At 63.9% G+C, this 14,369-nt stretch carries 14 protein-coding genes; 1 reads left to right on the top strand and 13 read right to left on the bottom strand.

The window, feature by feature from the left end:
* Positions 1-7 precede the first annotated feature (7 nt).
* Together N5B55_RS07730 and N5B55_RS07735 are read right to left on the bottom strand one after the other, a co-directional pair.
* Positions 8-457, bottom strand: coding sequence for an acyl-CoA thioesterase (locus N5B55_RS07730; protein WP_178960016.1), 450 nt, complete (start codon positions 455-457; stop codon positions 8-10).
* Between the two features lie 22 nt (positions 458-479).
* Positions 480-1,460 carry an alpha/beta hydrolase gene (locus N5B55_RS07735; protein WP_304539677.1) on the bottom strand — a complete coding sequence of 327 codons (981 nt, stop codon included), beginning with the start codon at positions 1,458-1,460 and terminating at the stop codon, positions 480-482.
* Positions 1,461-1,569: 109 nt separating this feature from the next.
* Between N5B55_RS07735 and N5B55_RS07740 the strand changes: the two genes are divergently transcribed.
* A complete protein-coding gene (locus tag N5B55_RS07740) occupies positions 1,570-2,718 on the top strand; it encodes an iron-containing alcohol dehydrogenase (protein WP_304539678.1) in 1,149 nt (382 codons plus the stop codon).
* A 9-nt stretch (positions 2,719-2,727) separates the two neighbouring features.
* Here N5B55_RS07740 and N5B55_RS07745 read toward each other — a convergent pair whose 3' ends face one another.
* The 11 genes from N5B55_RS07745 to pncA form a co-directional block, all read right to left on the bottom strand.
* A complete protein-coding gene (locus tag N5B55_RS07745) occupies positions 2,728-3,654 on the bottom strand; it encodes an alpha/beta fold hydrolase (RefSeq protein ID WP_304539680.1) in 927 nt (308 codons plus the stop codon).
* A 36-nt stretch (positions 3,655-3,690) separates the two neighbouring features.
* Complete coding sequence (locus N5B55_RS07750; RefSeq protein ID WP_304539681.1) at positions 3,691-4,593, bottom strand: SDR family oxidoreductase; 903 nt, start codon at positions 4,591-4,593, stop codon at positions 3,691-3,693.
* A gap of 56 nt (positions 4,594-4,649) precedes the next feature.
* Positions 4,650-5,606: a glutathione S-transferase family protein gene (locus N5B55_RS07755; protein ID WP_304539682.1), complete on the bottom strand. Its 957-nt coding sequence runs from the start codon at positions 5,604-5,606 to the stop codon at positions 4,650-4,652.
* A gap of 27 nt (positions 5,607-5,633) precedes the next feature.
* Positions 5,634-6,482 (bottom strand): class II aldolase/adducin family protein, encoded by an 849-nt coding sequence (locus tag N5B55_RS07760; RefSeq protein WP_154208568.1) that lies wholly within the window; start codon positions 6,480-6,482, stop codon positions 5,634-5,636.
* A 97-nt stretch (positions 6,483-6,579) separates the two neighbouring features.
* Positions 6,580-7,590: an NADP-dependent oxidoreductase gene (locus N5B55_RS07765; RefSeq protein ID WP_009238113.1), complete on the bottom strand. Its 1,011-nt coding sequence runs from the start codon at positions 7,588-7,590 to the stop codon at positions 6,580-6,582.
* 44 nt (positions 7,591-7,634) lie between these two features.
* Positions 7,635-9,038 carry a serine hydrolase domain-containing protein gene (locus N5B55_RS07770; RefSeq protein ID WP_304539683.1) on the bottom strand — a complete coding sequence of 468 codons (1,404 nt, stop codon included), beginning with the start codon at positions 9,036-9,038 and terminating at the stop codon, positions 7,635-7,637.
* Positions 9,039-9,127: 89 nt separating this feature from the next.
* Complete coding sequence (locus tag N5B55_RS07775) at positions 9,128-9,562, bottom strand: PaaI family thioesterase (RefSeq protein WP_304539684.1); 435 nt, start codon at positions 9,560-9,562, stop codon at positions 9,128-9,130.
* 32 nt (positions 9,563-9,594) lie between these two features.
* On the bottom strand, positions 9,595-10,377 hold the full coding sequence (locus N5B55_RS07780; RefSeq protein ID WP_065855069.1) for an SDR family oxidoreductase: 783 nt from the start codon (positions 10,375-10,377) through the stop codon (positions 9,595-9,597).
* A gap of 37 nt (positions 10,378-10,414) precedes the next feature.
* The gene (locus N5B55_RS07785; RefSeq protein WP_304539685.1) at positions 10,415-12,283 is read right to left on the bottom strand and encodes an acyl-CoA dehydrogenase; all 1,869 of its coding nucleotides are present in this window, start codon (positions 12,281-12,283) and stop codon (positions 10,415-10,417) included.
* 203 nt (positions 12,284-12,486) lie between these two features.
* Positions 12,487-13,665 (bottom strand): acetyl-CoA C-acyltransferase, encoded by a 1,179-nt coding sequence (locus N5B55_RS07790; RefSeq protein ID WP_065855074.1) that lies wholly within the window; start codon positions 13,663-13,665, stop codon positions 12,487-12,489.
* Between the two features lie 60 nt (positions 13,666-13,725).
* Positions 13,726-14,358, bottom strand: a complete 633-nt coding sequence (pncA, locus tag N5B55_RS07795) for a bifunctional nicotinamidase/pyrazinamidase (protein WP_304539686.1) — start codon at positions 14,356-14,358, stop codon at positions 13,726-13,728.
* Positions 14,359-14,369: the final 11 nt, after the last annotated feature.

A 14,369-nucleotide genomic window follows, 5' to 3' on the forward strand; every position in this document is an offset into this window, starting at 1 on the left:
TTCGTTCTCACACTTCAGGCTTCAGAACTTCAAAATTGAGGATGCGCTCGCGCAGCGTGTCGGGAATCGGCGCGGAGGTCTGCGTGGCGATGGATGTGGCTGGACGGGCGCACACGTAGATGACTTCGCCGGTGACGAGGTGTTCGTCTGCGCGATACATCTCGATGATAAAGCGCATGCTGGAGCGGCCGAGGCGCGCCACACGGCAGCGCAGGTCCAGCTCGTCGTCAAAGCGCGCGGAGGCGTGGTATTCGAGCGTGGATTTGACCACGTAGAAATCCACGCCAAAGGTGTCGACCACATCCACCGGATACCGCACGCCGATGCTCCGCCAGTATTCGGTGATGCACACATCGGCGTACAGCAGGTAGTGGCCGTTGAAGACGATGCCCTGCGCATCCACTTCGGCCCAGCGTACGCGCAGGGGCGTGCTGTGGCGGAAATCCTCGATCGCCATGTGGTCTCCTTGTGTGCTTTCGTCAGGGGGATTCGGTCTCGGTGCCGAAGGCGCGGCGTAGCGCGTTGGCGGCGTCGCGGTGTGCGTCTTCGACGGCCGGCACGAAGCGCCCGATCTTGAAGAAGTCGTGGATCATGCCTTCGTACAGTTTCAGCTCGACTGGCACCTCGGCTGCGCGCAGCTTGTTGGCGTAGCCGATGCCGGCATCGCGGATCGGGTCGAAGCCGGCCACCGCAATCCACGCGGGGCATACGCCGGTCACGTCCGCGCCGTGACCCCCTGCATCGAGCGGGGCGAAACGCCAGTCATCACGGTCTGCATCGCTGCGCAGGTATTGCGAGAAGAACCATCGGATCATCTCGTGCGTCAGCAGGTAGCCTTCGGCAAACTCACGGTGCGACGGCGTGGATTCACGCGCGGTCGTGCCTGGGTAGATCAGCAGTTGCAGCACCGGCGCCAGACCGCGATTGCGTGCCTCGATGGCGCTGATGGCGGCCAGCGTGCCGCCCGCGCTGTCGCCGCCAAAGGCGATGCGGGCCGGGTCGGCGCCGATGGTGGCGGCTTCATCGAACACCCACTGCAGCACGTCGAATGCATCGTTCGCCGCGGTTGGAAACTTCCAGTCGGGCCCAAGCCGGTAGTCGACCGACAGCACCATCGCCCCCGATTTGGCCGCCAGCGACCGGCAAAGCTGGTCGTGCGTCTTGATGCTGCCCACGGTAAAACCGCCACCATGGAAATACACCAGCAACGGCAGCGGATCGGCCCAGCTGGCCTCACGCGCCGCATATGTGCGGATGGGAATGGCATGGCCATCGCGCGCCGTTACCGCCAGGTCGTGCACGGCATCCAGCGGGATGGCCGGGATGTCGACAATGGGGCTGCTTTTTTCGTAAGCGATCTTCGCGTCGGCTGGGTCAAGGGCATTCAGCGGGGGACGCTTGGCACGCGCAACCAGATCGAGTAACTGGGCGACGTGCGGGTCGAGAGACGGGTGCTGCATGAGGGCGGGAACTGAACGATCGTTCTAATTTGGCTATTATCGGAGTATCCATTGAACCACGCCCGCACGACAAGACGGGCGATGCAGACCAACACCCTCCGGAGACAGCATGGCCCTCATCTTCTATCTCACGCACGTTCATCTCGGCTTCGGCACCGTCAACGAACTGAAAAGCGAATGCGCACGCGTCGGCATCCGTCGGCCGATGATCGTGACCGACAAAGGCGTGGCAGCCGCCGGACTTGCGCAGCGTGCGATTGACGCCACGGGCGGCTTGCCCGTCACGGTGTTCGATGAGACGCCCTCCAACCCGACCGAGGCGATGGTGCTGAAGGCCACGGCGCAGTACAAAGACGCCGGCTGCGACGGGCTGATCGCCATTGGCGGCGGCTCGTCGATCGACCTGGCCAAAGGCATTGCGATTGCGGCCACACACCCGGGACCGCTCACCACCTACGCAACCATCGAGGGCGGCAGCACGAAGATCACGGAAGCGGCGGCGCCGCTGATTGCGATTCCAACCACGGCCGGAACGGGGAGCGAAGTGGCGCGCGGCGCGATCATCATCCTGGAAGACGGCCGCAAGCTTGGCTTTCACTCGTGGCACCTGCTGCCCAAGTCGGCCATCTGCGACGCAGAGCTGACGCTGGGCCTGCCGGCCGCGCTGACGGCCGCCACCGGTATGGACGCGATCGCGCATTGCATCGAGACCTTCCTGGCGCCGGCGTTCAACCCGCCTGCGGACGGCATCGCCCTGGATGGTTTGGAGCGCGCATGGGCCAACATCGAACGAGCCACACGCGATGGTACTGACCGCGATGCGCGGCTGAACATGATGAGCGCGTCAATGCAAGGCGCGATGGCGTTCCAGAAGGGCTTGGGGTGCGTGCATTCGTTGTCGCACCCGCTGGGCGGCGTGAAGGTCGGCGGCAAGACGGGGCTGCATCACGGCACGCTGAATGCGGTGGTGCTGCCGGCGGTGCTGCGCTTCAACGAGACAGCCGAGACGGTGGTGCGCGACAACCGCTATGCCCGCATGCGCCGCGTGATGAACCTGCCGGCGGGCGCTGACCTCGCCCAGGCCGTGCATGATCTGACGGCGCGCCTGGGCCTGCCGACCGGCCTGCGCCAGATGGGCGTGCCGGACGACGCGCTGGAACATGTCGTGGAAGGCGCCCTGCTCGACCATTGCCACAAAACCAATCCGCGCATCGCCACAGCGGACGACTACCGCCGCATGCTGGCGGAGTCGATGTAATCCGGGCCTTCAGGAAACGAACGACCGGATCAGCGCAGTAACGCGCTCCGGTTGTTCGTGAACGACCCAGTGCGTGCCGTCGGGAATGCGCTCCAGGCGCATGTCCGGAATGAATCGCTCCAGCCCGTTCAGCAGGTTTTTCGGCAGCGCCATATCCATCTCGCCCCAGATCACCAGCGTGGGCACCTTCACGACAAAGGCCTCGGGCGGCATCTGGTCGATGCGCAACGGCGCCGTGCCCTCGGTGGGCGGGTGCAACGGCGAGGCGCGGTAATAGTTGACGCCGCCGGTCAGGCCATGTGACCCGCCTTCGCCCGGCTGACTCCAGGCGGCGTGATAGCGCGCCCGCACCTCGGGCGTGAACCATTCAGCCACGGGCTGGCCCATACCGCTGAAGAAGCCCTCGAGCTTTTCGAACTCGTTGGCGGCCAGCGCCTGCTCCGAGCCCGGCTGGCGTAGCCAATTCATATACGCTGATGAAGCCTGCTGCGCGGGATCGCTCAGCAGCGCATTCGCAAACACCCACGGGTGCGGCGAATTGACGATTACCAGCCGCTCGACCAACTCCGGATGCTGCATGGCGAGGTTCCAGCAGATCGCCCCGCCCCAGTCGTGCGCCACCACGATGGCACGCTCGTAGCCCAGAGCGGCAATGAACTGCTCAAGGTCCTGCACCAGCAGTTTCGGGCGATACGCATCCACTGCGGCCGGCTTGCTCGAGAGGTTGTAGCCGCGCATGTCGGGCGCAACGGCGAAGTGCGTGTCGCCAAACGCAGCAAGCTGCGCTTCCCACTCGTACCAGAACTCCGGAAAGCCGTGAACGAACAGCATTAACGGCGCACCGGGCTTGCCGGCGCTGGCGTAATGCAGCCGCGTGCCGTTGGGCAGGTCGGCGAATTGCGATTCCGTGATGGCGGCAGCGGTGGCGGTGTTCATGGCGATCTCGGCGTTATGGCAGTCGTGGAGGTGGGGTTACCCGCGCAGCGCATCGACCAGACGCGCACGCACGTCTGGCTTGCCTTCAAACGGATCGGACGGATTGCGCTGCGAGATGATGTCTTCAAAGCGATGCTGCACAGGTGCCAGCGCGTGCGGATGCGAATAGATGTAGAAGCCCGCGTTGCGGATCGCATCGAACGTCATCTGGCCGACCTGCTCGGCGGTGACCTTGCCGGAGCTGACCGCCTTTTCCGACATGGCGCGCGAAACGAGCTGCGACTTGGTGGGCGGTGCCGTGTTCGCCAAATCCTGCGGGCGGTTGCGGTCAGACTGCGTGATGCCGGTCGGCACGAAGTACGGGCACAGCACCGAGCAATGAATCTGTTCGGTAACCAGGCTCAAGTCCTGGTACAGCGATTCTGACAACGCCACCACCGCGTGCTTGGACACGTTGTAGATGCCCATGGCCGGCGCGTTCAGCAGCCCCGCCATCGACGCCGTATTGACGATATGCCCCTCGTACGACGGATCCTTCTTCGCGGCTTCGAGCATCAGCGGCGTGAAGATTCGCACACCGTGGATGACGCCGTGCAGGTTCACGCCGAGCACCCAATCCCAGTCGCGCTCGGAGTTTTCCCAGACCAGGCCGCCAGCGCCCACGCCGGCGTTGTTGAACAGCAGGTTGACCTTGCCGAACGTCTTGATGGCGGCATCAGCCAGCGCCTGCACTTCCTCCACCTTCGACACGTCGACGCGCAGGCCAATCACTTCCACGCCTTGCGCCGAGAATTCAGCCACGGCGGCATCCAGCGCATCCTGCTGGATATCGGCCAGCACCAGCTTCATGCCCAACCCCGCGCCGATCTTGGCGAACTCCTTGCCGAAACCCGACGCACCGCCCGTGATGACGGCCACACCGCCTGCGAATTGCTTCATACGTGTCTCACTGATGTCGTTGTAGTAGAAAAGGCGATCGAGATGGCAAAGCCGTGTCAGCCTGCCGCCTCGACCTTGCGAACGGCGTATCCCACGCGCGGAAAATGCACCACCACCTGGCCGACGCGCGCATCTTCGCGCAGCACGCCGACGCTGTCGCGCGTGGAGACGACGAGGTCCCCTTCGACAGGATCGACGCCGTAGTCGACCGCCGCCACCGTCACGCGCGTGCCTTTGGGCAGGCCGTAGGTGTTGTCGAAGGCGGCGTTCGTTTCAGTCAAGGCACGGGGCGTGGCGGCTTTGGCGATGTCCAGCGCCTCGGCCGGTGTCATGGATTGCGCCTGCGAGTGGCCGAAGGCCGCTACGCGATGCATCCACGCCACCACTTCCGGATGCGCGTCGAGAATGCCGGCCACTGCCGTCGCACGGCGGATGAACCACAGGCAGTGGTAGACGGAGAAGTCAGCTACGGTGGGCTGCTCGCCAAACAGGAAGATACGTTCGCCCGTGGCCAACTGCCGTTGGAGCTGCGCCAGGAAGACATTCAGCGTGGAAGTGGCTTCCGGCGGCGGTGTGCGCAAGCCAGTGCCGCCCACGCGCATGGCCTTGCGATCTTCCACAAAGGCTTTGACGAAGGCTTCGGGCACATCGCCGAACAGGCTCTGGAAGCCCGCCGGTTGCATCACGAATGTCGCCGTCGCCCAGAACAGCGTCGTATCGGCCCACTGTGCCATCGCAAACACAGCGGCTGCGTGCTCGGACGGCACGAGTCTTGGCAGCGGATGGATCGACTCGATCACGTGCGCCATCAGCGCCGTATCGCAGTAGATGTCGGCACCGATCTGCAGGAACGGCGTGCGCCTGTAGCCGCCGGTGAGCGGCATCACATCGGGCTTCGGCAAGATGGACGGCACCGTGACGGACTTCCACGGCTGGTCTTTGTAACCGAGGATCAAACGCACCTTCTCGGAAAACGGCGAGGTGGCGTAGTGATGCAGGATCAGGTCCGTCATGCGGGCTCCAGAAATTTGCGATGCCGATCAGTCGAGCAGATCGGGTTGTTCTTTGACGATGCGCGCGTACAGCGGCTGGAACTGGAACCAACCCGCCTGCGCCGATCCGACGATCGAATACGCCTGACGGGCAGCAGCATCGGAAATCGTGCGCGGTGCTTCGCCCGTGCGTGCGGCAGCGGCTTCGGCCAGCAACTGCACCTGGCACGAGCGCTCCATCGTGATGAACCACCACGCCGCTTCATCGACTGTCTTGCCGACCGTCAGCAGGCCGTGGTTCTGCAGGATGGCGGCCTTGTTGTCGCCCAGCGCTTCTGCTATGCGCTGGCCTTCGTCCAGCTCGACCACTACGCCGCCGAAATCGTCATACACGGCATGGTCGCCATAAAAGGCGCACACGTCTTGCGTAAGCGGGTCGAGTTTGCGGCCGAGCGTCGACCACGCCCGGCCGTACGTGCTGTGCGAGTGCGCAGCGGCCACCGCGTCGGGACGCGCCTGGTGCACGCGCGAGTGAATCGCAAACGCTGCGGCGTTGACCGGGTAATCCCCTTCCACCACGTTGCCGTGGTGATCGCAGCGGATCAGGTTCGATACTGTCACCTGGCTGAAATGCACACCGAACGGGTTCACCCAGAAGCTGTCCTGGTGTTCCGGGTCACGCGCCGTGATGTGTCCGGCCACCCCTTCGTCGAAACCGAATTTGGAGAACAAGCGGAACGCCGCAGCCAAGCGCTGTTTGCGGTGCAGGCGCTCTTCTTCAACGGTGGCAAACTGCGGCGGGCGCGGCAGATTGCGATAGCGCGCGGCAGCCTCGGGGCTGAGACTGGCGGCCATGCTATCGGGCCGCTTGGCTTGCGTGGTTTCAGGTGCGTTCATGGTGTCTCCTTCACGCGTTCGTTGTGGGTGGGGCCATTCTGTGGCGGCCCTCGCCCGGGGGACTGTCAAGCGATTGACAGTCCGCATACGGCTCACCTCAAACCAGCTTGACGAGTTGCTTGCCGAAGTTCTTCCCCTTCAGCAGGCCCATGAACGCTTCCGGTGCGCTAGCCAAGCCCTGTGCCACGCTCTCGCGGAACTTCAGCTTGCCCTGGGCCACGAAGCCGCCCAGCTCGCGCAGTGCTTCCGGCCACACGTCCATGTGTTCAGAGACGATGAAGCCCTCGATGGTCAGGCGCGACACCAGGATCAACTGCGGGTTCTGCAGCGGCAGCGGCTGACCGTCGTAGCCGGCGATCATGCCGCACATGGCAATGCGGCCGAACGCGTTCATGCGCGAGAGCACCGCATCCAGAATCGCGCCACCGACGTTCTCAAAGTACGAATCGATGCCGTCGGGCGTCGCTTCCTTGAGCATCTTGTACAGCTCTTTTGCGTCACTGGCGGCCTTGTAGTCGATGCAGGCGTCAAAGCCCAGTTCGTTGACCACGTAATCGCACTTGTCCTTGCCGCCGGCAAAGCCCACCACGCGGCAGCCCTTGAGCTTGGCAAGCTGGCCGACCACGCTACCCACGGCGCCCGAAGCGGCGCTCACTGCCACGGTCTGGCCGGGCTTGGGATGCATGATCTTGTTCAGGCCATACCACGCCGTCACGCCCGGCATACCGACCGAACCGAGATACGCCGACAGCGGAATGTGCCGCGTATCAACCTTCTGAATGCCGCGGCCGTCCGACACGCCCACTTCTTGCCAGCCGAACATGCCGACAACGGCATCGCCCACGGCAAACGACGGGTTCTTGGACGCTTCCACCACGCCCACCGTGCCGCCGATCATCACCTCATCCAGCGGCTGCGGCTGCGCATAGGACTTGCTGTCGTTCATGCGGCCGCGCATGTACGGATCGAGCGACAGGAAATGGTTGCGCACCAGCACCTGGCCGTCCTGCAGCTCGGGAAGCTCCACCGTCTCCAGGCGGAAATTGTCGGGCGTCACGGCCCCTTGCGGGCGCGAAGCCAGAACGATGCGCTGATAGGTCTTCGACATGAAAAACGCTCCTGAATATCGGATATCGGTGTTGGGTCAGGTTGTTACTTGTGTTGCATGAAGTACTCGGCCAGCGCCGCATATGCGCGATGCGTGACCGGATCATTGGCAGCATTGGCGGCGACCGGGTGCGAGGCATAGCGCACGATCGTCATTTGGGCCACCGGATCAATATAGATGCGCTGGCCATGGATGCCGCGCGCTTCGAACGTATGGTGGTCATTGCTCGAAACCCACCACATATTGCGATACGAATAGCCGGGCAGCGTCGTGTAGCCTGCCTTGGCAAACTTGGCCGGATCGCCGCCGCGGCGAATGTCGTCGATCACGCTTTTGGGCAGGATCTGCTTGCCGTTGAAGCGGCCGTCGTTGCGGATCATCTCGCCAAAGCGGGCCAGATCGCGCAGCGTGGTGTTCAGGCCACCGCCGCCTGATTCCGTACCGATGCTGTCGACCGAGAAGTACGCATCGTCCTGTGCGCCCATCGGTTGCCAGATGCGCTCGGACAGCAGCGACGCCAGCGATTTGTTCGACGCACGGCGCACGATCCACGCCAGTGTTTCAGCGTTGACGGTCTTGTACGAGAACTCCGCGTCGTGCTCGCCTTCCTTGCGCAGCGTCGTCAGGTAATCGTAGAAATTGTCCGGGCCCTTGTAGCCCGCCGGCCGCGGCAGCATGCCGCCAGCGCGGGCGTAGGCCCAGACATCGGCGTTCGGGTCGGCGTAGTTTTCGGAATAGCGCACGCCCACGGTCATGTCCATCACCTGGCGCACGGTGGCGTCGCCGTAAGCGGTGTCCTTCAGCTCCGGCACGTACTGCGTGACGGGCGCGGCCGGATCGAGCTTGCCGTCAGCCACCAGCATGGCGGCCAAGGTGCCGACAAACGATTTCGTGACCGACATGGCAATGTGCGGCGTATGCGCATCGAGCGCACCAAAGTAGCGCTCGTAGATCACCTTGCCCTTGTGCATGACGAGGATGCCGTCGGTGTAGGTCAGCTTGAGCGCTTCGGCAAACGTGCGGCGCGTGCCGTTCGGATCCGTAAACAGCACCCCGCTGATGTCACGCTCCGCACGCGGCAGCTTGCTGACCGGGCCGTCGCCGTGCCACACCACGCGCGTCGGCACGAACTCGCGCACGTGGCTGTAACCGTAGCGCGTGCGCGGGAACATGTTGCCCGCCAGATCAAAGCGGATGATGCGGTCGGGCGGCGGCGGGAAGCCCTGCATCCAGCCCATCTTGTTCGGGTCGGATTCGTCAGCCGTCAGCGGTTTCAGCATCGGTGGGTTGGGCGCCGGGGGCGGCTGCACTGCGGTCGGAGCATTGGCGGCTGGCGTATCAGGCGGCGCGGAGTTGGCGGCGCATCCTTCCAGAGTCATAGTCAGTCCCGTGCAGTAAAGCAAAGTGATGGCAAGGGCGGACGCCGTCCGCCGCGCAGCTTGTTGCATGGTTGTCTCCGTGGTTGCTCTTCTTGCGTGCCGGACGTAGTCCGGTGTGCAACTAGGTACGTTGGTACTGCAACTGCGGGGTTGACTCGTCAGCCGTCCGCACCGGGTTCGGGTGTGCGCGGCGGTGGCATGCGCTTGACGAACTTGAACGTGCCCGAGCCGCGTGCGACCAGCTTGTCATCTGCGTCACGCACTTCGCCTTCGCAAAACGCCATGGTGGTGGACTGATGCACACAATGCGCGCTGGCCTTGAGCGTGCCGCGTCCGGGCTGCATGAACGCCGTCTTCATCTCGATCGTCACCACGCCGCGGCCATGCACGTCGGCCGAGCGCCCGGCCATGGCCATGGCGACGTCGAGCATCGTCATGGTCACGCCGCCGTGGGCCATTTCCCAGCTGTTCATGTGCTGCGCTTCGAGGGCGAGTTCGACCACGCCCTCACCATCGGCCACCTTCAGGCAGCGCATGCCGAGAAGCTTCAGGAAAGGGATGTCGATCGGAAAACCGTTGTTGTCTGCGGGCATGCTGCGTCAGAAAAAGTGAGAAGCAGCCGAAATTAGACCACGCTCACGCCGCCGTCGACGGCGAGGATCTGGCCGGTGATGTGCTTGGACGCATCCGACGCAAACAGCGCGGCCACGCCCTTGAGGTCTTCGTCGTCGCCAATGCGATGCAGCGGCGAGCGTTCGGCCAGCTTGTCGACCCCGAGCTTTTCCAGCGAGCCGCGCGTCATCTTCGACGGGAAGAAGCCCGGGGCAATCGCGTTGACGGTGATGTTGTGTTCGCCCCACTCGCCCGCCAGCGCGCGCGTGAAGTTGACCACTGCTCCCTTGCTGGTGTTGTAGGCAATCGTATCCAGCGAGCCGGGCGGATTGCCCTTCAGGCCCGCAATCGACGCCACATTGACGATCTTTCCGTATTTGCGCGGAATCATCGAACGCTTGCCGATCTGCTGCGTGAGCAGGAACAGTCCGCGGATGTTCAGATTCATCACCTTGTCCCAGGCTTCAACAGGGTGGTCTTCCGCCGGCGCGCCCCACGTTGCGCCCGCGTTGTTGACCAGGATGTCGACATGCCCGAGCTTGGCCAGCGCCTCGTCGGCCAGGCGCTGAATGTCGGCTTCGATGGCGCCGTCTGCTGCGATCCAGTCAGCCTCGATGCCGAGCGACTTCAGGTGCGCCTGCGCTTCCTTCAGCTCATCGGCCTTGCGGGCAGACAGCACGATGCGCGCGCCCTGCTCGCCCAACGCTTCGGCAATCTGCAGGCCGAGGCCGCGGGAGCCGCCCGTGATGAGCGCCGTCTTGCCGGAAAGATCAAACAGATGCTTAAGCGTACCCATGGTGTCTCCTGTATCTCGTTGTCGTTGTGCGTTACCGTCAGAACCAGGCGTCCTGCATGTCCAGTGTGGTCGTGTCGAGCGAGCCCAGCAGGACGATCTGCGGGTCGATCTTCGGCAGTTCCCACTGGAAGAAGTAGCGCGCGGCCTGCAGCTTGCCGCGGTAGAAATCGGCGTCTTCGCCTTGGGCGTTCGGCAATGCCTTGGCGGCGGCCAGCGCCTGTTCCAGCCAGATCCAGGCCACGACCACGTGGCCGAACGCTTCCAGATAGACGGAGGCATTTGCCAGCGTCACGCGCGGGTCGCCGGCGGCCCACAGCGTCTGCGTGACCTTGGCCAATTTCTGCGTCGCCATACCAAGCGCACGGCCGTAGCCGACCAGCGTTTCATCGTCGGTTTCCAGCGCGCGGCCCACGGTGGCCTGCACGCGCTCACCGAGCGCGGCGAAAGCAGCGCCGTCCTGCATCACGACCTTGCGGCCCAGCAGGTCCAGGCCCTGGATGCCGTGCGTGCCTTCGTGAATCGGGTTCAGGCGGTTGTCGCGGTAAAACTGCTCGACGTTGTATTCGCGCGTGTAGCCGTACCCGCCGTGCACCTGGATCGCCAGGCTGTTGGCCTCCAGGCACCACTGCGACGGCCAGCTCTTCGCAATCGGCGTGAGGATGTCGAGCAGCAGACCGAGCTTGGCGCGTTTGGTCGCGTCGGTTTCCCCGCGTTCTTCATCGACGAGCTTGGCGCAATACAGGTTCAGGCCGAGCGCGCCTTCCACATACGCCTTCTGCGCCAGCAGCATGCGACGCACGTCGGCGTGATCGACGATACGGATCTGCGGAGATGCTGCATCCTTGCCCGACGGCCCGACCGGACGCCCCTGCGGGCGATTGCGCGCGTAGTCCACCGCATGCAGATAACCCGTGTAGCCAAGCATCGTTGCGCCCATGCCGACGCCGATGCGCGCCTCGTTCATCATGTGGAACATGCACGCGAGGCCCTTGTGCGGCTCCCCGACGAGATAACCGATCGCCCCTGCGCGCGGCTGGCCGTCTGCACCCTTCGGGCGGAACTGCGTGCCTTCGCCAAAGTTCAACAGGCAGTTGGTCGTGCCGCGATAGCCCATCTTGTGGTTCAAGCCGGCGAGCACCACGTCATTGCGCTCGCCGAGCGAGCCATCGGCGTTGACGAGGAACTTCGGCACGATGAACAGCGAGATACCCTTCACGCCGGGAATCAGCTTGCCGTCCGGGCCGGGGATCTTCGCCAGCACAAGGTGGACGATGTTTTCCGACAGCTCGTGTTCACCGGCGGAGATCCACATCTTGTTGCCGGTTAAACGGTACTGCGCGCCGAGCGGCGATTCGCCCTCGTACTCGGCCCGCGTGACGATGTCCGAGAGCGATGAGCCAGCCTGCGGCTCCGACAGGCACATCGTCCCGTAGAAGCGGCCTTCCATCTCGGGCTGCACGAACGTTTCGATCTGCGCGGGCGTGCCGTGCGCGAGCAGCAGATTCGCGTTGCCGATAGTGAGGAATGGATACGAACTGGTGCCGACGTTGGCAGCCTTGAAGAAGCCGAAGCCGGCCTTCTCGACCACGGTGGGCAGTTGCATACCGCCGCGTTCAAAGTCCTGCCCGGCGGCCATGAGACCGGCCTTGTTGAAGGCATCCAGCGCTGCCTTTACCTCGGGAATGATGTGGACCTTCTTGCCGTCGAAGTGCGGTTCTTCCTGGTCGTTCTTCTTGTTATGCGGGGCGAACAGGTCTGTTGCGATGCGCTCGCACGTGTCCAGTGCGGCGTCGAAGGTTTCGCGGGAGTGATCAGCGTAACGGGGAATGCGCGTGAGCGATTCGACGTTGAGCCATTCGTAGAGCAGGAAGCTGAGGTCGCGGCGGGATAGCAGTTTCGAGGACATGATGTTGGTGGTGCATCCTGTGTTTCGTGCCCTGCCCGGGCGAGGGCTTTGGGTCAACCCCTTGTTTCGTGCCCTGCCGGGCCCGACTCACTTTCTTTGTCTTGCCAAAGAAAGTAAGCAAAGAAAGGCGCGCCCGAGATGGCGATCAAGCCAGCTTTGGCAGAAACAAAACAGGCTCCCGTTTTGAGCGGGAGCCCGTCTGTTTAGAGCACCTCGAACAGGCCGGCTGCGCCTTGGCCGCCGCCAATGCACATGGTCACGACCACGTACTTGACGCCGCGGCGCTTGCCTTCGATCAACGCGTGGCCCACCAGGCGTGCGCCCGACACGCCGTACGGATGGCCCACGGCGATGGCGCCGCCGTTGACGTTCAGGCGGTCCATCGGAATGCCCAGCTTGTCAGCGCAGTACAGCACTTGCACGGCGAACGCTTCGTTGAGTTCCCACAAGCCGATGTCTTCGACCTTGAGACCCGCCTTCTTCAACAGCTTGGGTACGGCGAAGACGGGGCCGATGCCCATTTCGTCCGGCTCGCAGCCGGCCACGGCAAAGCCGCGGAACACACCCAGCGGCTGCAGGCCTTTGGCAGCGGCCACCTTGCCGTTCATCACAACGGCTGCGGATGCGCCATCGGAGAACTGGCTGGCATTGCCTGCGGTGATGACGCCGCCCGGCACTGCGGAGCGAATTTTTGCCACGCCTTCAAGCGTCGTGTCGGGGCGGATCCCTTCATCGGCGGAGATCGTGACTTCGCGGGTCATGAGCTGGCCGGTCTTGGCATCGGCCACGCCCATCACCGTCGTCATCGGGACGATCTCGTCGTTGAACTTTCCGGCAGCAGCAGCAGCGGCGGCGCGCTGCTGGCTTTGCACGCCGTACTCGTCCATGCGCTCCTTGGCGATGTTGTAGCGCTTGGCGACGTTCTCGGCGGTCTGGAGCATGTTCCAGTAGATTTCCGGCTTGTGCTTGTTGAGCCAGCCTTCGGTCATCATGTGGCGGTTCATCTCCTGTTGCACGCAAGAGATGGATTCCACGCCGCCCGCCACGAAGATGTCGCCTTCATCGGCAATCACACGCTGCGCGGCCATGGCGATGGTCTGCAGGCCCGACGAGCAGAAGCGGTTGACGGTGGCGCCCGGCACGGTTACGGGGCAACCGGCACGCAGGGCGATCTGGCGGGCGATGTTGGCGCCCGTTGCACCTTCCGGGTTCGCACAGCCCATCAGGATGTCTTCCACTTCGCCCGGTTCGATCTTGGCGCGCTCGATGGCGTGCTGAACCGCGTGGCCGCCCAGCGTAGCGCCGTGCGTCATGTTGAAGGCGCCCTTCCAGCTTTTGGCCAGACCGGTACGTGCGGTGGAAACGATGACTGCTTCGGTCATGGTGTTGCTCCTCGTATCTGGTGGCGGGCGCACTGCATCGGCAGCGGCCCGGTATCTCTGTTATCCGTTCAAAACGTCTGGCGACTGCAACCGTGCGATGCCTGCATCCGTCATCCGCTGCCACGCCTGCGCAAGCGAACCGTTGAGGTCGATCGCGCGGCACGCATCCTCGATGACAGCGACCTCCAGCCCCGCAGCACGCGCATCCAGCGCCGACCATGCCACGCAGAAATCCGTGGCAAGGCCAACGCAGAACACGCGCTTGACCGCAAGCTCGCGCAGGTATCCCAGCAGGCCGGTTGGCGTCTTGCGATCCGCTTCAAAGAATGCGGAGTAGCTGTCGATGTGTGGGTGATAGCCCTTGCGGACGATCAACTGGGCATGCGGCACGTCCAGCCCATCGGCCAGCGCCGCGCCGCTGCTGTGCTGAACGCAGTGCACCGGCCACAGCACTTGAGCGCCATACGGCAAATCGATCGTGCCGAATGGTTCCTTGCCGGGATGGTTGGCCGCGAAAGACACATGCTCTCGCGGATGCCAATCCTGCGTCAGCACCACGCGTCCGAACGCCTTGGCGAGACGGTTGACGACCGGGATGACCTGGTCGCCGTCCTGCACGGCCAGCGCACCACCGGGCAGAAAATCGTTCTGCACGTCGATGATCAGCAGGCAGTCGGTGGGCGCAAGTTGCATGGTGGTTCAGT

Origin of the sequence: Ralstonia pickettii (assembly GCF_030582395.1) — a bacterium.
Classification (GTDB): Bacteria; Pseudomonadota; Gammaproteobacteria; order Burkholderiales; family Burkholderiaceae; genus Ralstonia; species Ralstonia pickettii_D.